Here is a 21,139-nt window from a genome sequence, read left to right as displayed (position 1 = left end):
CCTTTTACAGTTGTATGAGGTTACTAAAATTGTAGAATACGGTGTATTTTATCATTTGGCCAAACTGTGCTCTTATATGTTTATTATACCATTTTCTGTAATTTTTCTATCTGAAGTAGTCCAATTGGCAGCATCAGCTTTTTCAAGTTGTAAATGATGAATCTGTGAATTATTTCCTGATCATAGATCCTTATAACATCTTTACTTTACCTGTTTCTTCGATCAGCAACTGTACAGGATGAGATATTTGAACTTTTTTGTTGCAAAACTCTTTATTTTTATTGTTGTTATAAATACAATGTCCAAAAATACTGCCAGCCTTTTATAACAAAAAAATGCTTAAATCGTGAATCTTTTTCGATGCTGTATTATGATGAGTATATAAAGACTACATTGATAGGAGTAAGAAATGATTTACATAGGCTTGACAGGTTGGGGAGATCATGATTCTCTCTATCCATCCGGGACATCATCGAATGATAAATTAACGATTTATGCAGGACATTTTCCTGTTGTTGAGGTCGATTCCACTTTTTATTCGATACAGCCTGAGAAAAACGTTCGAAAATGGGTGAACGAGACGCCCAAAAATTTTCAATTCATTGTAAAGGCGTATAAAGGAATGACTGGACACGAAACAGGCTTAGGATCTTTCGAAAGCCGCTCAGAAATGTTCGCTGCTTTTTATAAAATGATTCAGCCCTTTCAAGAAGCGAATAAATTGGCAATGGTCCTTTTTCAATTTCCCCCTTGGTTTCACTGCAAAAGAGAAAATGTTGATTTCTTGCGATGGTGCAAAGAGCAAATGAAGGATGCCCCTTGTGCACTAGAATTTCGCCACCGCTCCTGGTTCCTTCCTACATATTATGAAAAAACGCTTCAATTCATGGAGAAGGAAGGGTGGATTCACACCATTTGTGATGAGCCGCAGGCAGGGGAAAATTCAGTTCCGACCGTATTATATTGCACGAATAGAGAAAAGACCTTGGTAAGATTTCATGGACGAAATGTTCATGGATGGCTGAGGCCAAAAGAAGGGAATTGGCGTGAAGTACGATATTTATATAGATATAATGAACAAGAGCTTGATGAATGGAAAGGACACATAAAAATGCTGAAAAAGCAAACTAAAGATCTCTATCTCATTTTCAACAACAACTCGGGCGGAGACGCGGCGGACAATGGAAAAGAACTGATGAAAAAGTTAGGAATTACATATCATGATTTAGCGCCAAGGCAGCTTGATTTATTTGAGTGTTTTGAAAAGTATCCCACTGAAGGAGAGAGCGACTTTGATTGAGACGGTTCATATATATCATACGAATGATCTGCACAGTCATTTTGAAAATTGGCCGAAAATCGTTCATTATCTAAAAACAAAAAAACATATTCATAAAAGTAAAAACGAAACTGTTTTTTTATTCGATATCGGCGATCACGTCGATCGCTTTCACCCAATTACTGAAGCGACCGGGGGAGTCGCAAATGTTGAGCTGCTGAATCATTTAACACCAGATGCAATAACGATTGGAAATAATGAAGGAATTACTCTTCCTTTTGAAGCATTGGATCGGCTGTATAATCATGCACAATTCCCGGTCATTGTGTCTAATTTATTTTACTTAGACGGTACTAGACCAAAATGGGCAAAGCCTTATGTGATTAAACATTTACAAAATGGAGTCCGAATCGGTATTTTAGGCGTAACGGTTTGCTTTGAGCAATTTTACCGTCAGTTAGGGTGGATGATAACAGAACCGATGGCAAATATAAAAGAAACATTGGAGGAAATCCGGGGCAAAGCAGATGTTATCATTCTTTTATCACACCTTGGAATATCCGATGATGAATGGATTGCTCAACAATTTCCTGATATCGATGTTATATTAGGAGCCCATACACATCATGTGCTTGATCGTGGAAAGCTTGTAGGCAATACGCTTTTGGCGGGAGCAGGAAAGTTTGGACAGTGGCTTGGACATATTGAACTTAAGATCGACTCTGCTCAAAAGAAGCTGGTAAATAAAAAAGCGGAGATTATTGAAACGAAAACGATTGAAAAAGAAGATGTTTTTACCATAAAGTGGCTTGATCAAAAAAAAGCTGAAAGTGCTCAAAAACTTAACGAAGCTGTTGTGGAATTAAAAGAAGAATTACGGATTGATTGGTTTTCAGATTCACCATTTGCAAAGCTGTTGGCTTCCGCTTTAAAAGAATGGTGCGATGGGGAAGTTTCCATGGTGAATGCCGGAGTATTGCTTGAATCGCTTCCGAAAGGACTCGTCACAAAAGGCGATTTGCACCGGATTTGTCCTCATCCGATTAATCCTTGTAAAATCATGGTTCAAGGCGATCAATTAAAAGAAGTTATTTTACAAGCACGGACAAAAGAAATGGAGCAATTGAAGCTTAAAGGATTAGGCTTCAGAGGCAAAGTAATGGGGCGTATGGTTTTTGACGGCATTGAAACGGTCATGGAAACGTTGGAAGATGGCAAGGAACATGTGAAAAAGATCTTTGTAAATGGAAAACATCTTGATCAAAATCATGTGTATGCAGTGGCAACTATTGATATGTTTACATTAGGTCCATTATATCCGCAATTAAGCCGTGTAAAGAATAAAATATACTTCATGCCTGAATTGCTAAGAGATGTACTTGCTTGGAAATTATCGAAACAGTTCCTGCAAATCCATCAATAAATTTTTGTCAACATCTCCTTTCCTTTCATAAAGTGAAGTAGGGAAGGAGGGTATTTTATGGTATCTGTATCGCCGGTTAAAATTGGTGATCATCAATTTACCGCCATTACCATTCAGCTGCCAAAAACGAATTTCATGGCTGTTACAGCCGAAAAAGGTTATATTATGTGCGGTGCGCTTGATGTAGCCTTATTGAATGAAAAATTAAAAGAGAGAAAAATTATTGCCGGCCGCGCTGTCGGAGTGAGGACAATTGAGCAGCTTCTTGAAGCCCCATTGGAATCAGTCACAACAGAAGCGGAGGCAATTGGCATTAAGGCAGGGATGACAGGCAAAGAAGCACTATTGAAAATGGTAGAAAAATAAAAAACAACCATTATCTTTTTATAAAAGAATGATTATTGCTCATCTATAGTGTACAGATGAAAGAAGTTTCCAAAACGTACCATCTATGAATTTAAATAAGATGTATTCCTTAATGGATTTTTCAACAGACATGAAAAAGTATTTTCTATCATTTGATCAGCGATATAGTCGCAAGTAATTGCCATTCAGTCGAGTAAAAAACATAAAATTGATTCATAAAGAGCCCGTTCCTGAGTTGGTGCGGGCTCTTTATTTTTTTTCTTTTTGCCATTCAAGCCGTTCCCATAGTTTTAAATGCGGATAAGGGTCAAAAGACCACTCGGTTTTACCGTTGTCTTTATACATCCCGTAATGCAAGTGCGGCGGGAATTTGCCAGATGTTCCTGGAGGGCCGTAGCCGCTGCTTCCGACAGAACCGATGATTTGCCCCGGTTTTACGATTTGTCCAACGTGAATGTCTTTGGCAAAGCCGTTTAAATGTGCAAAATAATGGTACGTATTCTGAATGTCCCGAATACCGATTCTCCAGCCCCCATAGCGATTCCAGCCTTTCATTTCGACAATTCCGTAGCAAGTGGAACGAACCGGTACGCCATAATGTGCAAATATATCTGTGCCTTCATGAATTCTCCGGCCGCCCCATCCGCGCGCATCTCCCCATGTGTCACGGTAGCTGTAATCAGTTCTGACGGGAAGAGGAAAAGCATGCTCGTTTAATTGCAGATGCCCGAAATGTTTGAACAATTTCATATGACCTAAAATAATTCCGACCGTTTTATCACGGTGATAATAAGACCATAAACCAATTTTTAAATTTTCTATATCATTACCATATTTTGATAAAAAATGTGCAAAACTATATAAGACATCTTCATCATGATCCATTTGCGCTTTGCCGTCGCCGTTTCCATCCATTCCGATTCCCCCAAATAGCTGAATGCTAACCGGATTTTGGTCGTTCAAATTCGGATTGGCTGTCCCAGCCCATTTATCAGGAGGAATGTAAATGCCAATAACTCCTTTTTGTTTTGGGATATCATTTTTTATTTTTCTGACGTTTCGTTCGTATTGGTCGCACGCAGCCAATACATACCAAGGAATCTGGGTGATGGCTTCCACCTTTTTATACAGGCTCATTCGCAAATGATTTATTTGTTGTTCAGTTAATTGACTGGACGCATTGGCATGGCTGGAAAATAAAGATAAAAGTGCAGCCAATAATAACATTTTTCTGAGAACCACAATTGATAAACTCCTTTCCATCATGTCATGTCTTAGTGTAAGAAAAAAGTAAAGTTTCAATGGCTGGAAATTGAAGGAATATAAAATTCCTTTTTCTTGTCCAATATCTTTCCTTATGTTAAATTGACTATAGTGTATCATCTTTATTTTTTTAATGATTACATATTGGAGATGATGAAAAATGGCTCAAAAAGAAGAAAGTTTACGAAAACCTGAATGGCTTAAAATAAAATTAAATACAAACGAGAATTACACAGGGTTAAAAAAATTGATGCGCGAGCAAAAGCTTCATACGGTTTGTGAAGAAGCGAAATGCCCCAATATTCATGAATGCTGGGCAGTGAGAAGAACGGCAACATTTATGATTTTAGGAAGCGTTTGTACACGCGCATGCCGCTTCTGTGCAGTGAAAACAGGACTGCCAACCGAGCTTGATTGGCAAGAGCCGGAGCGTGTAGCGGATTCCGTCCGCATTATGAACTTAAAGCATGTTGTCATCACTGCAGTTGCCCGTGATGATTTGAAAGATGGCGGAGCAGCCGTTTTTGCTGAAACGGTTCGTGCTGTGCGCAAAAAAAATCCATTTACTACAATAGAAGTTCTTCCATCTGACATGGGCGGAGTGTACGAAAATTTAAAAACATTAATGGATGCTAAACCTGATATTTTAAACCATAATATTGAAACTGTTCGGCGCTTAACCCCAAGGGTTCGCGCTCGTGCAACCTATGAACGTTCTTTGGAGTTTTTGCGGAGAGCAAAAGAAATCAATCCGGATATTCCGACAAAATCAAGCATTATGATCGGGCTTGGGGAAACGAAAGAAGAAATTATCGAAGCGATGGACGACCTTCGTGCAAATCATGTTGACATCATCACAATCGGACAATATTTGCAGCCTACGAAAAAACATTTAAAAGTTCAAAAATTTTACCATCCAGATGAATTTGCAGAATTAAAAGAAATTGCTTTGTCAAAAGGATTCAGCCATTGCGAGGCAGGTCCGTTAGTCCGTTCGTCTTATCATGCTGATGAACAAGTAAATGAGGCAGCCAAACAGCGGCAGGCAAAAGCTTAAAGCCACAGAGCCGTCAAGAACTTCTTGACGGCCCGTTTTAATAAAAATAGGTAAATAACCTCTAAAAAATTCACCTATGCATCAACGTTTATTTCATTGATCTTTTATGTCGTGATCAATACTTTCGTTCATTTCTCCGAATCCTTCGCCATTTGCATTTTCACCAGCATTCAATTTTCTTCCTTGGGGAGACTTTAACATGCGCTGAATGGTCTGGTTTAAATTGCGGTTAATATTTGGAGACTCTCCATCAAGAGTGCTGTATGATTCGATTTCTTTAAACAGATTAGGATTATCGGTTACATAAATATGAAAATAACGCGGAACAATGGATGCAGCTGTCTTTTTCACTTGGTCAGCTGTTTCAAATTTGTTGTTTGAATCGGTTTTATACGCTATAAGAACTTCTTCATCTGTTACGAGCGTAGCAGCATCATGAACATTTGGAAGCTGGACGGCAAGCCTTCCGATTACGTCTGCTAATTGTTCCCGATTGATGACAGGAGTTTTTACTGTGGCTTTCTCTATTCCGGCTGTTGGACTTTTTTGATGCCGGACATATCCAAAGCTGTCTGAATCTTTATTGCTGTTATAATTATCATTTCTTTCTGCCACGTTTACCGTATTCCCGTTTTCATTATATAGACCTTTTCCTTCTTGATCATATTGGCACCCGCTGGCTGCAAGCGCAGCTATGATAAAAGGAGTAAAAAGCCTTTTTTTCATTTCAGCACCTCCTTATAATTTTAGGATTGCCGCTTTTAAAAAATTGTTGTCAGGCAATTGATGGAGGGAAATCATTTGTTTATGATAAACATATGGAAGAGGGTGAATTTGTAAATGATCACAATTTTTAATCAAACATACGAGCTTATAAAAGATTTTAAAAATGGTTTTAATGAAGAGGCTTTTAAAGCAAGGTACAGTGAAATTTTAAACAAATATGATTATATTGTCGGCGATTGGGGATATAGCCAATTGCGGCTGAGAGGATTTTTTGATGATCAAAACCAAAAAGCAACACATGATACGAAAATCAGCTCATTAGATGAATATTTGTATGAATATTGCAATTTCGGCTGTGCTTATTTTGTATTAAAGAAAATAAAAAAATAAACGCCAGATGCAAAAACATCTGGGTGTGAAAAAGTAATCAGGACGGCATACAGCCGTCCTGATTACTTTATTTCATACGGGTCTTCTTCATTTTTATCAGGTTCATCATGAGGAGGATGACTGCCCGGAAATTGTCTCGGCAAATTCTGATGCAAGGATTTGAATTCATAGTTAAAACTGCTATATGGACGCTGACCTTCTTCCCAAGGTGTGCTTTTATTCTCCACAGGTTCATCCTTTCCCCGCGGAGCTCCGTAGGCGCCTTCCGGCATATCCTCCGGGATAATATAGTTTCGCATTGTTTCCACTACTGAAAAATCAGTATATTCATTATGTTTGTCCATTTTGTTCACCTGTCCATGATTTTACCATTATCGTTCCTCATGGAAGGTAATTTATACATTAGACGATCTCATATAAAAACTCCCGAAGCTCTTTTGCGTCTTCATCATTTAATTGATAAACATCTTCTAAATACCCCGGTTCTTTAAGATCATCTTCCCCAATGATCGCAAACCGGTTGCTTTGCAAATTTAGTACAAGATATTTTCCGTAATAGCGGTCCGATTGAATAATGGCTAAATCAAAGCGTTGATTTTCTCCCATAAAGCTAACAAATCTTGTTTTTGTCTCGACGGTTTCATCATACAAAAAAAAGCGTTCGGCCATGGTTCATTACCTCCGTTTCTTATAATTGCATTGTAGCATAAGATGATGCATTCACAACGATTTATCGCAAATTTGTGAGAAAACTTACCTCTGTTTCGATTCGCAAGCGATTTTTCTGTTGAAATAGAAGCAAAATAACACAATTTTTTTATCAGCCCGCACATCTGCTGCCAATCAGCCATGATTTCTGTATCGAATGGGAAGTTAATTGGAGAAACATATCATGAATCGGCACGAAAGTCATATTCAAAATCCTCCTCTGCTTGTCATGAAAAATCGTCATCTGTAAAAGCAATTTTTTGTGCGCGTTTAGGAATTTCTTTATTAAATTGAAAAAATCTAAGCGGATCCTACCCGGCATGCAAGATGTATCAAACCGCGGAAAGCTTACGCCTGCTCAATCACGAAATCCAAATTTTAGAAACATCAGCTCTGTTTGCCAAAATCGATCCGTCTAACGAGAGGATTTTAGTGCTCTGCTTTAAAAAACTCAAAAGTGTGTAAAGTAGTAGGTAGTTCAAATGGTCGAGTATGGTAAAATAAAAAACGGATACAAAAACCTTAAGAAAGGAAAGAAATTATATGTATTTTGTGGACAGAAAAAAGATTGAAGATACTGTAAAATTTGTAGAAGATCTTGTATCCATGTTTGAAGGACATCAACAGTGGGAGTCTGATGTTGAAAAAAAAGCGTTGGAGCGGATTGCCCAATTGTTGATTGAGGCGATTTTAGATATCGGAAACGGAATTATTGACGGTTTTATTATGCGGGACCCGGGAAGCTATGAAGATATTATTGACATTTTAGAAGATGAATCTGTCGTTGACAGCAGGGATGCGGAAGGATTAAAAAAATTAATTTCCTACAGAAAAATGCTCGTTCAAGATTATTTAAACATACGGCATGAAGAACTGTATGATTCAATATCAACCCATTTACAAGTTTTGAGAAATTTTTGCCATCGTGTTCGAACCTACTTGGAAGATGAACTTGGACCAGTTACAGCTTTTAAGCCGTAATGGATTGATTGAAGGAGTGAAAAAAAATTGAAGAAATATAAAGGATATTTCATCGATTTAGACGGCACCATGTATCGGGGTACAGAAAAAATTGAAGAAGCTGAAGAATTTGTTAAAAAACTGAAGGAAAAAGGAATTTCGTACTTATTTATGACAAACAATTCTTCTAAAACTCCGAAGCAAGTAGCTGAAAAACTAATCAGTCTCGGCATTCCGGCGGAAGAGCATCAAATTTTAACTTCAAGCATTGCCACAGCCAATTTTATTTGGGAAAGAAAACAAAATGCTTCTATATATGTAATCGGTGAAGAGGGGCTGCGAAAGGCCTTGGAGGAAAAAGGTTTTCGCTTCGTCGATGAAAATCCGGATTTTGTCGTTGTGGGTATTGATCGAAACATCAATTATGAAAAGCTTGCCAAGGCCTGTTTAGCGGTTCGCGCAGGTGCAACATTTATTTCAACAAACGGGGATACTGCTCTGCCGACTGAGCGAGGACTGCTTCCAGGCAATGGCGCCATTACATCGGTCATTTCAGTATCTACAAATGTTCAGCCGATTTTTATCGGAAAACCTGAAAAAATTATTGTAGAGCAAGGGCTGAAAATGCTGAAAACGAAAAAAGAAGAAACGCTTCTTGTCGGAGATAATTACGAGACGGATATTAAGGCAGGTATCCAATCAGGGATGGACACCCTTCTTGTGCATACAGGCGTAACAACGAAAGAACACTTAAAACACAAAGAAATACAACCGACTTATACAGTGAATAACCTTTCGGAATGGCATGTGCTATGATGAAGCCTTTTTCTTTTCCAGCTGATTTCACAATAGGTGCTCCGCTGCCCCTACTGTGAATCAGTGGATCGATGGGCGAGACGGCTTGAAGCTGCCGCTGCAATGGCTCCGACAATATCATCTAGAAAAGTATGACACTTACCTGTGCTTTTATCGTTTAAATGAGCAAGTATACCAGGCTTTTGTTTATCGATATAGCCATAGTTCGTAAACCCGATTGATCCGTAAATATTCACAATGGAAAACGCAAGAATTTCATCAATTCCATATAATCCTTCATCCGATTGGATGATCGATTGAAGAGGCTCCCGTAAACCCCCCTTTTCTGCTAGAACATCTAATTGAATTCCGGTTAAAATGGCATTTTGAACCTCTCTTTTCGAAAGAACTCTTTCCACGTTTTGCAAACAGTCTTCTTTTGTTAAGTTCGGATAATATTGCTGCTGTAAAAAATAGACGAGCTCTGCGATGTCATCCGGTGTAACTCCTCTATCTTTCAGCCATTTTCTTGCAGTTTGCTCTATTTTATCCATGTCGTTCACCCTATCTTTTACAAGTATATGAAAGTGCTGAAATCGGCTGTGACGCCGATTTCAATAAATTCTTGCTTAAATTTTCAAAAAGCATCAACATCTTTTTTATATTGTATACACAAAAGCTTTTCTACATGTTATAGTTTATGGCATTTTTTCATTATTTATATTGGGGTGTTTTTTTGAAAAATGGATTTATAGGGGGAACTAGGAATGAAAGAGCTTTTAAAAAAGCATTATGGAATAGATGTACTCGACTTTTTTTCAATTGGTCAATGGCAGGGGTTTAAAACAAAAAGAAATATCGGTTTTATTGCTGCTGTTTCACATATTGACCATAAGGAGCTTTATGAACTGTATGAAATGAGTCGTTATCTCCTTATGACTAGCGAGAGAAAAGCTGCTTCGTTTTTATTAACTGTAAATGGGGATCTTACGGCAGAACATAATGGAACGCGCTACGCTGTGTTTCAAATACCTCAACAAACAAAGCGGCTTAATATAACTTCTCTAGGAAAAGAGCTGTCATTTTTTCACGAAGTTGGCAGAAGGCTGCCTTTTACTCCCGTTCATTCGAATCGAATTGGGCAATGGAGAAATTTATGGGCAAGGCGGATCGATCAAATGGAGCAATTTTGGAGTATTCAAATTGCTTCAAAGCCTCATCACGCCTTTGACAAGCTATTTATTGAATCCTTTCCATATTATTTAGGCTTAGGCGAAAATGCCATCCAATATTTAGCGGATACTGAGCTTGATGATCGACCATTGCCGGTTGATTCCGGCACCATATGTCATCAACGTTTTACGAGAGAAACATGGGAAAACGCATTTTCATTGCCTGTTGATTTCGTTTTTGATCATGGAGGAAGAGATATTGCTGAATGTTTAAGGTATGATTTTCTGACAGGAAGGCAAACAATTGATGAGCTTTTTTTGGCAGAATACGACCGAACGTCTCCGTTATCCTCTTTTTTTTGGCGGTTAGTTTTTAGCAGGCTTTTGTTTCCTGTTCATTATTTTGAATGTGTTGAAAACTATTATCTTGCAGAGGAAGAAGAAAGGGATTCTCTGCAATTTCAAATGGAAAAAATTTTGCAAACATCTTCGCAATATGAGCAATTTTTATCTTCGTTTTCATCTATGATATATTTGAGGAAAAAGCAAATTGTATTGCCGGCTTTGACATGGTTATAAAAGGTTCAGTCGCATTTTGTTGTGGTATCATAAAAAAGAAAGCAGCTAAAATCTTGCAGCTGTTTCGAACAAAGCATTGATTTTGTCATATCAATTCAAAACAATAGCTATTTATTAGAAGAAGGAGAAGATGAATCAGTGACCCAATATATTTTTGTAACAAGAAAACTGCCAGAAAACCTATTGGATCCTCTTCGTTCCATCGGAGTTGTCGACATGTGGGAGCAGGATTCTCCATGTCCGAGGTCTGTATTATTGGAAAAGGCAAAAAAAGCTGATGCTCTGCTTACAATGCTGTCAGACCGGGTGGATGAAGAACTGCTTCAAAAAGCCAAAAAATTAAAAATCGTTGCTAATTTAGCAGTCGGGTATGACAATATCGATCTCGAAGCGTCGAAAAAGTACGGCGTGACTGTATCTAATACACCGGATGTACTAACAGATACGACTGCCGATTTAACCTTTGCTTTGTTAATGGCAGCGGCAAGAAGATTGGTTGAAGCTGCGGATTATGTAAAAGAAGGAAAATGGACAGGGTGGTCTCCATTTTTGTTGGCAGGAAACGATATCCATCATAAAACGATTGGGATCGTTGGGATGGGGAAAATTGGAGAAGCTGTTGCGAGACGGGCAAAAGGATTTGATATGGAAATTTTGTATCATAATCGTTCAAAGAAACCGGAAGTGGAAAAAGAGCTTGGAGCGAAATACTGCACATTTGATGAATTGCTAGAGAAAGCCGATTTTGTCGTTAATTTAACACCATTAACAAATGAAACGAAAAACTTGTTTGACGAGGAAGCCTTTAAAAAAATGAAAACAAGTGCAATATTTGTTAATGCTGGCAGAGGAGCATCTGTTGATGAAAACGCTTTGTATAATGCTCTAAAAACTGGTGAAATCGCTGGTTGTGGATTGGATGTGTTTAAAGAAGAACCGATTGATTCCAATCATCCGCTTTTATCATTGAAACAAGTTGTAGCACTTCCGCATATCGGCAGCGCGAGTCGGGAAACCCGCATAAAAATGATCGAACTTTGCGTCGAAAATATTCAACGTGTGTTAACGGGCGAGAAACCGAAAACAGCCGTTGTTTAAACGCCCAAAAAGCGTTTACATATGCGGATGATGAAAATTTCTCTTGTAAAATCAGTCATTGAAATTTATAATGTCTTATAAAACAGTTAATGTCTTTTTACGGCAGACAATTGTCTATTATAAATAAACATAAGGGAGATGAATTGGTTGGAATCAATCTCAGTAGGACTGCTCGGTTTAGGCACCGTTGGTAGCGGAGTAGTAAAAATCATTGAAGACCACCAGGATAAGCTCATTCATTTAATCGGGTGCCCCGTGAAAGTAAAAAAAATTCTTGTTCAAAATACAAATAAAAAAAGAGACGTTCATGTAGAACCTTCCCAATTAACGACAAATGTTCATGAGGTAATAGAAGATCCGGATATTGACGTCATTATTGAGGTCATGGGGGGAATTGAGCAAACGCGGGAATATTTGCTTGAAGCATTAAATCGGAAGAAGCATGTTGTGACGGCAAATAAAGATTTGATGGCAGTGTACGGAACTGAGTTGCTCAAAAAAGCGACGGATAACGGCTGCGATCTTTTTTATGAAGCAAGTGTCGCAGGCGGCATCCCGATTCTGCGTACATTGGTAGATGGATTGGCGTCAGACCGGATTACAAAAATGATGGGGATTGTTAACGGAACGACAAACTTTATTTTAACGAAAATGTCAAAATACGGAACCCCTTATGAAGAAGTGCTGAAGGAAGCGCAAAGATTAGGATATGCAGAAGCTGATCCGACTTCTGATGTAGAAGGCTTGGATGCAGCGAGAAAGATGGCGATTTTGGCAAGACTTGGATTTTCTATGGAAGTAGATTTAGAAGATGTGGAAGTAAAAGGGATAACGGATATTACACAAGAGGATATTGATTACAGTAAACGGCTCGGCTATACGATGAAATTAATCGGCATCGCCCATCGAAGCGGTGATAAAATTGAAGTTAGTGTACAGCCTGCACTGCTGCCCGATCATCATCCGTTAGCTTCCGTCCAAGATGAATATAATGCGGTTTATGTGTACGGCGAAGCAGTAGGGGAAACAATGTTTTACGGTCCCGGCGCAGGAAGCTTGCCAACTGCAACCGCTGTTGTTTCGGATTTAGTAGGCGTATTGAAAAACATGCGTCTAGGTGTAAATGGAAGAAGCGCCGTAGCCCCGCAATATCAGAAACAATTGAAGGCACCTGAAGAAATTTTTGCCCAATACTTTTTACGAATTCACGTAGAAGATCAAGTTGGAGCTTTTTCAAAAATTACATCCCTCTTTTCAGACAGAGGTGTAAGCTTTGAGAAAATTCTCCAATTACCTCTGAAAAATAAAGATTTAGCGGAAATTGTCATCGTTACCCATAAAGCATCGAAAAAAGATTTTGAGGAAATTTTAATGGAGCTCCGAGATTTGCAGGTTGTTAAGGAAGTTAAAAGTACGTATCGAGTAGAAGGGAACGGCTTATTATGAAATGGAATGGACTAATTGCAAAATATAAAGAATTTTTGCCAGTAACGGACAAAACACCGATGCTGACATTGAACGAAGGTAATACTCCTCTCATTCATTTAGAAAAATTATCTGAAAAATTAGGCGTTGAGCTGTATGTGAAAACAGAAGGAGCGAATCCTACCGGTTCATTTAAAGACCGCGGTATGGTGATGGCAGTTGCAAAAGCGGTGGAAGAAGGAAGCACAACTATAATGTGCGCTTCAACTGGAAATACGTCTGCAGCTGCTTCCGCCTATGCGGCACGTGCAGGATTGCGTTCCATTGTTGTTATACCGAACGGAAAAATCGCTTTTGGAAAGCTTGCCCAAGCAGTTATGTACGGCGCAGAAATTTTTGCAATTGAAGGAAACTTCGATGATGCCTTAAAAATGGTTCGTGAAATTTGTGAAGAGCTGCCAATTACTCTTGTCAATTCTGTAAATCCTTACCGAATTGAAGGGCAAAAAACAGCGGCGTTTGAAATTTGTGAACAGCTGGGAAAAGCTCCGGATTATTTGGCGATTCCGGTTGGAAATGCTGGAAACATTACAGCATATTGGAAAGGATTTAAAGAGTTTAATGAGCGGCACCAAACAGGGCTTCCAAAAATGCACGGTTTTGAAGCGGAAGGCGCCGCAGCCATTGTAAAAAATCAAGTGATTGAAAATCCGGAAACAGTGGCAACTGCCATTCGAATTGGAAACCCAGCAAGCTGGGAATTTGCTGTCAATGCTGCCAATGAATCAGGCGGAAAGATCGATATGGTAACAGATGAAGAAATTTTGGATGCTTATCAATTAATTGCAAGAACGGAAGGCGTTTTTGCTGAACCTGCTTCAAGTGCATCTATTGCAGGAGTGATGAAAGATGTAAATTCGGGGAAAATCCCGAAAGGAAGCACAGTTGTAGCAGTATTGACCGGCAACGGATTAAAAGATCCGAATACTGCGATCGATGTGTCATCCATCCAGCCGATCGTGCTGCCTAATGAAAAGAAAGCTGTGATGGACCATCTCAAGGGAGATGGGCATGTATGAAAGAAGGAGACATGTTAAAAATTCAAGTTCCCGGAAGTACAGCCAATCTTGGCCCCGGTTTTGATTCTGTAGGGCTCGCTTTAAACCGCTATTTAACACTAGCCGTTACATTTGCGGAAAATTGGACATTTAAGCCGGTAAGTGAAGAAGTAGCAAACGTACCGGAAGGGAAAGAGAATTTAATTTATAAAGTCGCTTCCAAGCTAGCAGAAAAACATAGTGTTAATCTTCCTGCATGTTATGTGGAAATTTCAAGTGATATTCCGATGACAAGAGGACTCGGAAGCAGCGCGGCCGCCATTGCAGCAGGGATTGAGCTTTGCGATCGTGTTTGTAAACTGAATTTGAGCGATGAAGAAAAAATTCATTTTGCCAGCAAGTTTGAGGGACATCCGGATAATGCCGGAGCTTCTATAGTAGGCGGTCTAGTGGTCGGCTATTTAACAGATGACCACACATATTTTGTAAAAGTGGATAATCTGGATGTGGATATTATCGCGGTTATTCCGCCATATTATTTATATACGAAGGATTCTAGAGGCGTTTTGCCGAAGACATTTAAATTTCAGCAGTCGGTGAAAGCCAGTGCGATCAGCAATGTGCTTGTTGGGAGCATCATGAATAATAATTGGGAATTGGCAGGCCAAATGATGGAAATGGACATATTCCATCAACCGTATAGGGAAAGTCTAGTTCCTGAACTGTCAGCTGTTCGAAAGATAGGAAAAGAGCACGGTGTGTACGGGACTGTATTGAGCGGTGCAGGTCCAACGATATTGTGTTTTGCTCCAAAAGGCATGAGACACTCATTGCGTCCTAAACTAAAAGAGGCTTTTCCTCATTGTGAAGTAACACAGCTAGAAATTGATTATGAAGGGACAAAGTCTTGGTTTACTCATATTGAAAGCTTGATATAAAGAAACAAACCGGCTTTTCGCCGGTTTGTTTCATTAAAATACTTGTTCTACTTCTACGATGCCTGGAACTTCTTCCAGCAGAGCCCGCTCAATACCTGCTTTCAAAGTAATGGTAGAACTTGGGCAGCTCCCGCACGCACCTAAAAGGCGCAATTTCACAATGCCCTCTTCAACATCAACTAATTCGCAGTCTCCGCCGTCACGAAGCAAAAACGGGCGCAGCTTATCTAAAACTTCCTGTACTTGTTCTTTTATTTGAACATCTGACATACTATCGACTCCTTTCTTATCCATCATTATATTCAAAATGAGCGATAAAATCTATTTGTAAGTTTCAAATTCATTGTATCACATTTTTTTTAAATCTAATATGGATAATCTAGGAGATCATCATTTTATTAAATAGGAGAGAACAAACATGAGAAAACCGGTAGAAATTTGCGTTTATGGTGCAGAAAACTTATGTCCAAGCTGTGTAAATTCGCCTTCAGCAAAAGATACATTTGAATGGCTGGAAGCAGCACTGACTAGAAAATATCCAGATCAGCCATTTGACATCACATATATTGATATATATTGTCCTCCGGAAGATGAAGAGAAAAAGAAAATAGCCGATCAAATCGTGAAGGAAGAATATTTTTATCCCCTTGTTGTCATAAATGGAGTGGTAGTAGGAGAAGGAAATCCAAAGATAAAAAGGATTTTTCAAGAGATGGAAAAACATGGTTACCAACCTGTGTAAGAAAGAGTTTACTCGTCATCCAGAACTGTGAAAGAAAAAGTGCATTGTCGATTTCTTCAAGCCAAAAGAACAGATCCGCTAAAAAAACGCTGCTTCGTTTTTTTGCATGCAAAATAATAGACAACTGTATTTCTCTTGATTTATATTTTCCAGTGAAAGAGTTCCGGAAAAAGAGAAGCCGGACGTACAAATGAACGCCCGGTTTTCTCATGCTCCACTATGATATTTATAAATCCAAAGAATTCCTGATTTTAAAAGACGTGGCACACGTCCAGTGAGTGCGCGATCTCCTACCATCCCAAAACCTGATTTTTTTCCGAGAGAACCGAGAACGCCTTTTAATTTGAACGGCGGCAGTTCCTCTGGAAGAGGTTCGTTGTTCCATTTTTTGAGCAATACTTGTACAATTTGTTCAGCCTGCGCTTCGGCAAGTTGAGCACTTGGTGCGTAAGGAAGGCTTGCACAGTCTCCAACAACATACACATGTTCATCTTGAGGAAGATGATGGTATTTTGTTAAAATAACCCGTCCTTGCCGGTCTTTTTCAACATTCAATTTCCTTACGACATAATTCGGTTGAATTCCTGCGGTCCAAACGACAACATCACAAGGAATCGGTTCATCATGGTTATAAACCATATTTGGCTCAACTTTTGTAATATTGGCGCTGTTGATTACTTCAACCCCGTGCTCTTCAAACCATGTTTGGACATATTTGCTTAATCGTTCCGGGAAGTTTGATAAGATCACTTTTCCGCGGTCAAACAGCTTGATTTTTAAATCGGATCTGCTTTCACGCAGTTCGCTTGCCAATTCAACGCCGCTCAATCCGGCTCCAACTATGCAGACTGTTGCACCTGCTCCTAAATTGTTCAGCTTTTGATACGTTTCACGTGATTGATCGATTGTTTGAATGCTGCAAGTGTATTTGTCAGCACCCGGAACATTATGATACTTGTCTTCGCATCCTAATCCGATGATAAGATCATCATACGTGATTGGAGATTGATCTTTTAAATGTACAAGCTTTTGTTCAAGGTCAATGTCCGTGACTTCACCGTAATGAATGTTCAATTTCGGGTGTTCTGGAAAGGCCACGCGCACGTGCTGATCTGAAATCGTTCCCGCAGCCAGCGCATAGTATTCCGTTTTTAAACAATGATAAGGGTTTTTATCCACTAATGTTATTTCGACACCATCCGGCAAGTTATTGGGAAGCAGCTTGTGAAGAATTCTCATGCCGCCATAGCCGCCTCCGAGGAGCAGTAACTTTCTCATCGCGATTCCCCTTTTCCCTGCAAATGTTTACCCCAAAACTGTGACAATCGTAACAAATGCCACTAAAAGTATAACGAATTTATGTATAAATCACAACATACTTAAGGAAAAATAGCACAATTGTTATGGCAAAATGTTAAATGAGCCTTGAAGTTCAATGCTTTGACAATGAAGAAAAAAAGCATTATGATAGGCTACTGAGTATAGAAGGAGGACAATTCACGTGAAACCAATTATAGAGTTTTGTGTCAGCAACTTAGCAAACGGTTCACAAAAAGCATTAGAACAATTAGAAAAAGATCCTAATTTAGATATAGTTGAATACAGCTGCCTAGGGTATTGCGGCCAATGCTACGAATCGCTTTTTGCCCTCGTAAACGGAGAAGCGGTAGAAGGGGAAACGGCAGAAGAGCTAGTGAAAAATATTTATCAATTTTTAGAAGAAAATCCAATGTTTTAATAGAAAATAAAAGTGAATGATAAAATTAAAAGGGAGACAAGCTTTTGATTCTCCTGATTTTGATCCTGTTTCTAAATATTTCATTCGAGGTATGAGAGCATATTATAAAATGTAAGTATGAATCTCAATATTGTTTCTCAGTACGACGCTTGCCTTTGCGGATGAGTCTTTTTTTTACGTATGAGCAAGATGTTTGAAGCGGCAGGCTGATGATATAAAAAATAAAAGCCCCTCTTATATTTCCCGAGGAGCTTTTATTTATATATGAAAACGGGGGATATTTTTATTGTCAACAAATTTTGAACGTTTTATACTTATAAAAACAAATTTTTTGTTGTTTTGGAGGAAAAGATGGAAACTTTTCAATTTACAAAAATGCATGGATTAGGAAACAGTTATATTTATGTAAATGGATTCGAAGAAACGCTTCCGGAGCATCTCCTGCCAGATATTGCGCGAAAAGTTGCGAACGTTCATACCGGCATCGGTTCAGATGGGCTAATATTAATTCTTCCATCTGAACGTGCGAATGTGAAAATGAGAATTTTCAACAGTGACGGTTCAGAAGGAAAAAACTGCGGAAACGGTTTGCGCTGTGTCGCAAAATATGTTTATGAGCATAACATAGTAAAAGAGAAAAAGTTTTTGATCGAAACACTTTCTGGCTTGGTTGAAGCCGAAGTCCATAAAGAAAATGGACGAGTATCATGCGTCACAATTGATATGGGTCACCCTAAGCTGTTAAAAAAGGAAATACCGATGGCCGGAAACGGAGATGAAACAGCTATTGGTGAAATCATGGAATTTAACGGCTCGAAATATGAAGTCACAGCGGTTTCGATGGGAAATCCACACATCATCTTTTTTGTGGACGATATTGAGAAAGCTCCATTAACAACATTGGGGCCGGTTGTCGAAAAAGATGCAAGATTTCCAGAAGGGGTAAATGTAGAATTTGTCGAAATCGTCAATGACCATGAGCTTCATTTTCGAGTATGGGAAAGAGGTTCAGGTGTCACACAAGCTTGCGGCACCGGAGCATGTGCGGCAGTGGTCGCATCCGTATTAAACGAGCAAACAACAAGAGGCAAAGAAACAGTTGTCCATCTTGCCGGCGGCGATTTATTTATTAAATGGACTGACGAGGGGAAAATTTTGATGAAAGGACCTGCTGAAACGGTTTGCACGGGGACCTATTATTATGAAGCCGGTTCAGAAATTTGAGAGTTTTTTTCTGAAAAGGTATACTAAAAGTGACTCAAAAATTAATGAAAAGGAGGATGGGTCATGTCTGAAATTGTTATGCTTACCGAAGCGGCAGCTTTTCAAATAAAAGATATGATGAGAGAAAATGAGGAAGAAGGCGCCTATTTGCGTATTGGTGTGAAAGGCGGCGGCTGCACTGGACTTTCATATGGCATCGGGTTTGAACAAGAAAAACAAGAAGATGATCACGAATTTGAACAATTCGGCATTCGAATTTTAGTGGATAAAGACAGCGCCCCTATATTAAAGGGAACAAAGATTGATTATAAACAATCGATGCTTGGTGGAGGATTCACAATAGACAACCCTAATGCGATTGCGTCTTGCGGTTGCGGCGCCTCCTTTAGAACTGCAACACACGCTGGAACACCGGAAGAGTGCTAAAAAAGATTCTTTCCTGAAGCCAAGCATAATGATCGCTTTATTCCTTAACTTTTTCTATACTCACAATAAAATATATCCTAATAAAGTGGAATCCAAAAAAAAGTCTGCTTTATTAGGATATTTTTATGGGAAAAACGGCTAAATGCAACTTATTAAAAGTGATAGAGAATTAAATGAGGATATTTACAGATCACAGATTTTCATCATGGAAGACTGTGCGAAAGACTATATGAATTACCATGAAAGTTGAAAAAAGATAGGGCTGTCCGATGAGTTTCTAAAATGAAGGATTTTGGAGCTACTTTGAAGGAGTTTGTAAATGTCCTTCATAGAGGCAATGAAGTCCAACAAGAAGCAATTGTATGTGCTGAATGTCCGTCATAAAACTTTTGAAGACTAATTCAGAAAGAGAGCATAAGAAAAGTCCTTCATAAAACTTCTGAAGGATGTAAACAAAGGAAAAATAGTCTGTCCGATAAGCCCCTTCTTCTTGATGCAGTATGGTTTCTTTAGAAAAGTACTTGACAAAAAGGCTGTCTCAAAAGGTCATAAAAAATGACCTTTTACGAGACAGCCTTTATTCTTTCCAATAAAATTTACTTTTGCTTATTATTCCCGCTGTAAGGGGGCTGTTCAGAAAGGCAGATCCCCATTGAAAAACAAAAAATCATAAGTCCTGGTATTTCAACGTTTCTAAAACATGAAAGAGGGTGTCAAAAAGCCGAAAAAACGACTTATTAGACACCCACATCTTTTTCATCAATTAAACATACTTGTGCTGTGCATTGGCTGAACTTTTGCGCTTGGGTCAATATAAGCTTTGGCATTGTTTACAGCTGTTGGACCTTCGCCAAACCCAGTCGCAATTAATTTTATTTTTCCTTCATAAGTACAGATGTCTCCGGCAGCATAAATTCCCGGAATATTTGTTTCCATTTTTGAGTTAACAACAATCGAATTTTTCTCAATTTCCAGCCCCCAGTTTTTGATAGGGCCTAAAGAGGAAACGAAGCCAAAATTGACAATTACTTCATCTACATCAATAATCTCTTTCCGATCTCCTTTTGCTTCTTCGACTACGACTTGTTCAATTCGATCCTTGCCGATAAGCTCAACAGGAACAAAAGGTGTTAATATATTTGCTTTAGAATTTTTTAATTGATTTACGCTATGCTCGTGCGCGCGAAATTTATCTCTTCGATGGACAACCGTTACTTTTTCTGCAATAGGCTCAAGCATTAACGCCCAGTCAACAGCTGAGTCGCCGCCTCCAAACAGGACGACCTTTTTGCCTGCAAAATAGTTTAAATCTTCTACAAAATAGTGCAGGTTTTTCCCTTCAAATTGCTCAGCATTTTCCAGCTGAAGTTTACGTGGTTGAAATGCGCCGTTTCCGGCAGTGATGATAATCGTTTTTGAATAATGTATTTCTGAATTTGTCGTTAACTTAAATGTCCCGTCACTTTGTTTTTCAACTTCCTGAACTTCCTGTTCAAGGCAGACGGTTGGATTGAATAAGGCAATTTGTTCTTTTAAATTATTGACTAATTCTTGAGCTCTAATTTTTGGAAACCCCGCTACATCATATATGTATTTTTCAGGATAAAGCGCTGTCAATTGCCCTCCTAATTGTGGAAGGCTTTCAATAATTTTAACGGAAGCCTGCCTCATTCCTCCGTAAAAAGCTGTGAACATCCCGACAGGTCCCCCGCCAATAATCGTTATATCGTAGACTTTGCTGTCCTCTTTCACAGACGATTCCCCCTCTTGTT

Annotated in this window: 24 protein-coding genes; 16 read left to right on the top strand and 8 right to left on the bottom strand. The window is 38.9% G+C overall.

Translation table 11 applies throughout. The annotated features are described in order from the left end of the window. Positions 1-409: 409 nt before the first annotated feature. From ACVIJU_RS16995 to ACVIJU_RS16985, 3 genes are read left to right on the top strand one after another with little or no spacing between them, the layout of a single operon-like run. Complete coding sequence (locus tag ACVIJU_RS16995) at positions 410-1,300, top strand: DUF72 domain-containing protein (protein WP_063387097.1); 891 nt, start codon at positions 410-412, stop codon at positions 1,298-1,300. Continuing rightward, the gene (locus tag ACVIJU_RS16990) at positions 1,293-2,702 is read left to right on the top strand and encodes a bifunctional metallophosphatase/5'-nucleotidase (RefSeq protein WP_066249209.1); all 1,410 of its coding nucleotides are present in this window, start codon (positions 1,293-1,295) and stop codon (positions 2,700-2,702) included. Before ACVIJU_RS16995 ends, ACVIJU_RS16990 begins: the two co-directional genes overlap by 8 nt. 57 nt (positions 2,703-2,759) lie before the next feature. Further along, entirely contained in the window at positions 2,760-3,068 is a 309-nt protein-coding gene (locus ACVIJU_RS16985) for a YunC family protein (RefSeq protein WP_063387095.1), read from the top strand. 249 nt (positions 3,069-3,317) lie between these two features. Here the strand turns inward: ACVIJU_RS16985 and ACVIJU_RS16980 are convergent, their stop codons facing one another. Beyond that, positions 3,318-4,295 (bottom strand): M23 family metallopeptidase, encoded by a 978-nt coding sequence (locus ACVIJU_RS16980; protein WP_130157080.1) that lies wholly within the window; start codon positions 4,293-4,295, stop codon positions 3,318-3,320. Between the two features lie 196 nt (positions 4,296-4,491). Here ACVIJU_RS16980 and lipA point away from each other — a divergent pair, with 196 nt between their 5' ends. After that, on the top strand, positions 4,492-5,388 hold the full coding sequence (gene lipA / locus ACVIJU_RS16975; RefSeq protein WP_063387093.1) for a lipoyl synthase: 897 nt from the start codon (positions 4,492-4,494) through the stop codon (positions 5,386-5,388). Between the two features lie 93 nt (positions 5,389-5,481). Here the strand turns inward: lipA and ACVIJU_RS16970 are convergent, their stop codons facing one another. Then, positions 5,482-6,114, bottom strand: a complete 633-nt coding sequence (locus ACVIJU_RS16970; protein ID WP_094245251.1) for a YhcN/YlaJ family sporulation lipoprotein — start codon at positions 6,112-6,114, stop codon at positions 5,482-5,484. Positions 6,115-6,228: 114 nt separating this feature from the next. Here ACVIJU_RS16970 and ACVIJU_RS16965 point away from each other — a divergent pair, with 114 nt between their 5' ends. Continuing rightward, positions 6,229-6,504, top strand: a complete 276-nt coding sequence (locus ACVIJU_RS16965) for a YutD family protein (RefSeq protein WP_063387091.1) — start codon at positions 6,229-6,231, stop codon at positions 6,502-6,504. A 62-nt stretch (positions 6,505-6,566) separates the two neighbouring features. Here ACVIJU_RS16965 and ACVIJU_RS16960 read toward each other — a convergent pair whose 3' ends face one another. Together ACVIJU_RS16960 and ACVIJU_RS16955 are read right to left on the bottom strand one after the other, a co-directional pair. Next, positions 6,567-6,848 (bottom strand): cytosolic protein, encoded by a 282-nt coding sequence (locus ACVIJU_RS16960; protein WP_456687795.1) that lies wholly within the window; start codon positions 6,846-6,848, stop codon positions 6,567-6,569. 58 nt (positions 6,849-6,906) lie between these two features. After that, positions 6,907-7,173, bottom strand: coding sequence for a DUF3055 domain-containing protein (locus tag ACVIJU_RS16955; protein ID WP_063387089.1), 267 nt, complete (start codon positions 7,171-7,173; stop codon positions 6,907-6,909). A 582-nt stretch (positions 7,174-7,755) separates the two neighbouring features. On the opposite strand from ACVIJU_RS16955, the gene hepT reads away from it, so the two are divergent. Further along, positions 7,756-8,193 (top strand): type VII toxin-antitoxin system HepT family RNase toxin, encoded by a 438-nt coding sequence (gene hepT / locus ACVIJU_RS16950; RefSeq protein ID WP_094245252.1) that lies wholly within the window; start codon positions 7,756-7,758, stop codon positions 8,191-8,193. A 27-nt stretch (positions 8,194-8,220) separates the two neighbouring features. Next, complete coding sequence (locus ACVIJU_RS16945) at positions 8,221-8,988, top strand: TIGR01457 family HAD-type hydrolase (RefSeq protein ID WP_063387087.1); 768 nt, start codon at positions 8,221-8,223, stop codon at positions 8,986-8,988. Between the two features lie 50 nt (positions 8,989-9,038). On the opposite strand, the gene ACVIJU_RS16940 is transcribed toward ACVIJU_RS16945, so the two are convergent. Further along, on the bottom strand, positions 9,039-9,521 hold the full coding sequence (locus ACVIJU_RS16940; RefSeq protein ID WP_456687794.1) for a phosphatidylglycerophosphatase A family protein: 483 nt from the start codon (positions 9,519-9,521) through the stop codon (positions 9,039-9,041). 213 nt (positions 9,522-9,734) lie between these two features. Between ACVIJU_RS16940 and yutH the strand changes: the two genes are divergently transcribed. The 5 genes from yutH (at position 9,735) to thrB (ending at position 15,237) form a co-directional block, all read left to right on the top strand. Further along, entirely contained in the window at positions 9,735-10,718 is a 984-nt protein-coding gene (gene yutH / locus ACVIJU_RS16935; RefSeq protein ID WP_117016976.1) for a spore coat putative kinase YutH, read from the top strand. A 138-nt stretch (positions 10,719-10,856) separates the two neighbouring features. After that, positions 10,857-11,816 (top strand): 2-hydroxyacid dehydrogenase, encoded by a 960-nt coding sequence (locus ACVIJU_RS16930; RefSeq protein ID WP_456687793.1) that lies wholly within the window; start codon positions 10,857-10,859, stop codon positions 11,814-11,816. A 147-nt stretch (positions 11,817-11,963) separates the two neighbouring features. Beyond that, a complete protein-coding gene (locus ACVIJU_RS16925) occupies positions 11,964-13,262 on the top strand; it encodes a homoserine dehydrogenase (RefSeq protein ID WP_186439305.1) in 1,299 nt (432 codons plus the stop codon). Next, complete coding sequence (thrC, locus tag ACVIJU_RS16920) at positions 13,259-14,320, top strand: threonine synthase (RefSeq protein ID WP_063387082.1); 1,062 nt, start codon at positions 13,259-13,261, stop codon at positions 14,318-14,320. The genes ACVIJU_RS16925 and thrC overlap by 4 nt, the downstream gene beginning before the upstream one ends. Beyond that, complete coding sequence (gene thrB, locus ACVIJU_RS16915; protein WP_063387081.1) at positions 14,317-15,237, top strand: homoserine kinase; 921 nt, start codon at positions 14,317-14,319, stop codon at positions 15,235-15,237. Before thrC ends, thrB begins: the two co-directional genes overlap by 4 nt. Before the next feature lie 33 nt (positions 15,238-15,270). On the opposite strand, the gene ACVIJU_RS16910 is transcribed toward thrB, so the two are convergent. Continuing rightward, positions 15,271-15,534 carry a NifU family protein gene (locus ACVIJU_RS16910; protein WP_375338782.1) on the bottom strand — a complete coding sequence of 88 codons (264 nt, stop codon included), beginning with the start codon at positions 15,532-15,534 and terminating at the stop codon, positions 15,271-15,273. Between the two features lie 121 nt (positions 15,535-15,655). On the opposite strand from ACVIJU_RS16910, the gene ACVIJU_RS16905 reads away from it, so the two are divergent. Then, entirely contained in the window at positions 15,656-15,979 is a 324-nt protein-coding gene (locus tag ACVIJU_RS16905) for a YuzD family protein (RefSeq protein ID WP_066249224.1), read from the top strand. A 207-nt stretch (positions 15,980-16,186) separates the two neighbouring features. Here the strand turns inward: ACVIJU_RS16905 and ACVIJU_RS16900 are convergent, their stop codons facing one another. Next, positions 16,187-17,257, bottom strand: a complete 1,071-nt coding sequence (locus ACVIJU_RS16900) for an NAD(P)/FAD-dependent oxidoreductase (protein ID WP_339194500.1) — start codon at positions 17,255-17,257, stop codon at positions 16,187-16,189. A gap of 223 nt (positions 17,258-17,480) precedes the next feature. Between ACVIJU_RS16900 and ACVIJU_RS16895 the strand changes: the two genes are divergently transcribed. The 3 genes from ACVIJU_RS16895 to ACVIJU_RS16885 all read left to right on the top strand — a co-directional run bounded on the left by ACVIJU_RS16895 (position 17,481) and on the right by ACVIJU_RS16885 (position 19,367). After that, positions 17,481-17,717 carry a YuzB family protein gene (locus tag ACVIJU_RS16895; RefSeq protein WP_094245256.1) on the top strand — a complete coding sequence of 79 codons (237 nt, stop codon included), beginning with the start codon at positions 17,481-17,483 and terminating at the stop codon, positions 17,715-17,717. 351 nt (positions 17,718-18,068) lie between these two features. Next, complete coding sequence (dapF, locus tag ACVIJU_RS16890; protein WP_456687792.1) at positions 18,069-18,941, top strand: diaminopimelate epimerase; 873 nt, start codon at positions 18,069-18,071, stop codon at positions 18,939-18,941. 63 nt (positions 18,942-19,004) lie between these two features. Beyond that, positions 19,005-19,367 carry a HesB/IscA family protein gene (locus tag ACVIJU_RS16885; protein WP_063387075.1) on the top strand — a complete coding sequence of 121 codons (363 nt, stop codon included), beginning with the start codon at positions 19,005-19,007 and terminating at the stop codon, positions 19,365-19,367. Between the two features lie 759 nt (positions 19,368-20,126). Here ACVIJU_RS16885 and ACVIJU_RS16880 read toward each other — a convergent pair. Continuing rightward, on the bottom strand, positions 20,127-21,119 hold the full coding sequence (locus ACVIJU_RS16880; RefSeq protein WP_063387074.1) for an NAD(P)/FAD-dependent oxidoreductase: 993 nt from the start codon (positions 21,117-21,119) through the stop codon (positions 20,127-20,129). Positions 21,120-21,139: the final 20 nt, after the last annotated feature.

The organism is Aeribacillus sp. SP014 (assembly GCF_054055575.1).
The sequence above is the reverse complement of the archived record's forward strand: the minus strand, read 5'-3'. Positions and strand labels throughout refer to the sequence as shown.

Coding starts and splice junctions, on each gene's coding strand:
- ACVIJU_RS16995 (WP_063387097.1), top strand. CDS start 410: ATGATTTACATAGGCTTGACAGGTTGGGGAGATCATGATTCTCTCTAT.
- ACVIJU_RS16985 (WP_063387095.1), top strand. CDS start 2,760: ATGGTATCTGTATCGCCGGTTAAAATTGGTGATCATCAATTTACCGCC.
- ACVIJU_RS16980 (WP_130157080.1), bottom strand. CDS start 4,295: ATGTTATTATTGGCTGCACTTTTATCTTTATTTTCCAGCCATGCCAAT.
- lipA (WP_063387093.1), top strand. CDS start 4,492: ATGGCTCAAAAAGAAGAAAGTTTACGAAAACCTGAATGGCTTAAAATA.
- ACVIJU_RS16970 (WP_094245251.1), bottom strand. CDS start 6,114: ATGAAAAAAAGGCTTTTTACTCCTTTTATCATAGCTGCGCTTGCAGCC.
- ACVIJU_RS16965 (WP_063387091.1), top strand. CDS start 6,229: ATGATCACAATTTTTAATCAAACATACGAGCTTATAAAAGATTTTAAA.
- ACVIJU_RS16960 (WP_456687795.1), bottom strand. CDS start 6,848: ATGGACAAACATAATGAATATACTGATTTTTCAGTAGTGGAAACAATG.
- ACVIJU_RS16955 (WP_063387089.1), bottom strand. CDS start 7,173: ATGGCCGAACGCTTTTTTTTGTATGATGAAACCGTCGAGACAAAAACA.
- hepT (WP_094245252.1), top strand. CDS start 7,756: ATGTATTTTGTGGACAGAAAAAAGATTGAAGATACTGTAAAATTTGTA.
- ACVIJU_RS16940 (WP_456687794.1), bottom strand. CDS start 9,521: ATGGATAAAATAGAGCAAACTGCAAGAAAATGGCTGAAAGATAGAGGA.
- yutH (WP_117016976.1), top strand. CDS start 9,735: ATGAAAGAGCTTTTAAAAAAGCATTATGGAATAGATGTACTCGACTTT.
- thrC (WP_063387082.1), top strand. CDS start 13,259: ATGAAATGGAATGGACTAATTGCAAAATATAAAGAATTTTTGCCAGTA.
- thrB (WP_063387081.1), top strand. CDS start 14,317: ATGAAAGAAGGAGACATGTTAAAAATTCAAGTTCCCGGAAGTACAGCC.
- ACVIJU_RS16910 (WP_375338782.1), bottom strand. CDS start 15,534: ATGATGGATAAGAAAGGAGTCGATAGTATGTCAGATGTTCAAATAAAA.
- ACVIJU_RS16905 (WP_066249224.1), top strand. CDS start 15,656: ATGAGAAAACCGGTAGAAATTTGCGTTTATGGTGCAGAAAACTTATGT.
- ACVIJU_RS16900 (WP_339194500.1), bottom strand. CDS start 17,257: ATGAGAAAGTTACTGCTCCTCGGAGGCGGCTATGGCGGCATGAGAATT.
- dapF (WP_456687792.1), top strand. CDS start 18,069: ATGGAAACTTTTCAATTTACAAAAATGCATGGATTAGGAAACAGTTAT.
- ACVIJU_RS16885 (WP_063387075.1), top strand. CDS start 19,005: ATGTCTGAAATTGTTATGCTTACCGAAGCGGCAGCTTTTCAAATAAAA.